This window comes from Kitasatospora sp. NPDC058063 (assembly GCF_042885395.1).
Lineage (GTDB): Bacteria > Actinomycetota > Actinomycetes > Streptomycetales > Streptomycetaceae > Kitasatospora > Kitasatospora lactacystinica.
Map to the genome: position 1 here is coordinate 1 of NZ_JBHVSD010000078.1, position 1,397 is coordinate 1,397.

Below are 1,397 nucleotides of genomic sequence, written 5' to 3' on the forward strand. Positions count from 1 at the left end.
AGGCTGAGACCTGATGCCGAGCCGATTGTGGTGAAGTGGATGATCCTATGCTGTCGAGAAAAGCCTCTAGCGAGTTTCATGGCGGCCCGTACCCCAAACCGACTCAGGTGGTCAGGTAGAGAATACCGAGGCGTTCGGGTGAACTATGGTTAAGGAACTCGGCAAAATGCCCCCGTAACTTCGGGAGAAGGGGGGCCATTCCTGGTGACGAGTCTTGCACTCCGAGCTGGGGGTGGCCGCAGAGACCAGCGAGAAGCGACTGTTTACTAAAAACACAGGTCCGTGCGAAGCCGTAAGGCGATGTATACGGACTGACGCCTGCCCGGTGCTGGAACGTTAAGGGGACCGGTTAGCTCTGATTCGTCGGGGCGAAGCTGAGAACTTAAGCGCCAGTAAACGGCGGTGGTAACTATAACCATCCTAAGGTAGCGAAATTCCTTGTCGGGTAAGTTCCGACCTGCACGAATGGCGTAACGACTTCTCGACTGTCTCAACCATAGGCCCGGTGAAATTGCATTACGAGTAAAGATGCTCGTTTCGCGCAGCAGGACGGAAAGACCCCGGGACCTTTACTATAGCTTGATATTGGTGTTCGGTTCGGCTTGTGTAGGATAGGTGGGAGACTTTGAAGCCTTGACGCCAGTCTTGGTGGAGTCGTCGTTGAAATACCACTCTGGTCGTGCTGGATGTCTAACCTGGGTCCGTGATCCGGATCAGGGACAGTGTCTGGTGGGTAGTTTAACTGGGGCGGTTGCCTCCTAAAGAGTAACGGAGGCGCCCAAAGGTTCCCTCAGCCTGGTTGGCAATCAGGTGTTGAGTGTAAGTGCACAAGGGAGCTTGACTGTGAGACTGACGGGTCGAGCAGGTACGAAAGTAGGGACTAGTGATCCGGCGGTGGCTTGTGGAAGCGCCGTCGCTCAACGGATAAAAGGTACCCCGGGGATAACAGGCTGATCTTCCCCAAGAGTCCATATCGACGGGATGGTTTGGCACCTCGATGTCGGCTCGTCGCATCCTGGGGCTGGAGTAGGTCCCAAGGGTTGGGCTGTTCGCCCATTAAAGCGGTACGCGAGCTGGGTTTAGAACGTCGTGAGACAGTTCGGTCCCTATCCGCTGTGCGCGTAGGAGTGTTGAGAAGGGCTGTCCCTAGTACGAGAGGACCGGGACGGACGAACCTCTGGTGTGCCAGTTGTCCTGCCAAGGGCATGGCTGGTTGGCTACGTTCGGGAGGGATAACCGCTGAAAGCATCTAAGCGGGAAGCCTGCTTCGAGATGAGCACTCCCACCTCCTTGAGAGGGTAAGGCTCCCAGTAGACGACTGGGTTGATAGGCCGGATATGGAAGCCCTGTGAGGGGTGGAGTTGACCGGTACTAATAGGCCGAGGGCTTGTCCTCAG

1 rRNA gene is annotated in these 1,397 nt (G+C 56.2%); it reads left to right on the forward strand.

From position 1 onward, the window contains the following. Positions 1 to 1,395, forward strand: a 23S ribosomal RNA gene (locus ACFVUY_RS43345); the annotation flags it as partial. Positions 1,396 to 1,397 lie beyond the last annotated feature (2 nt).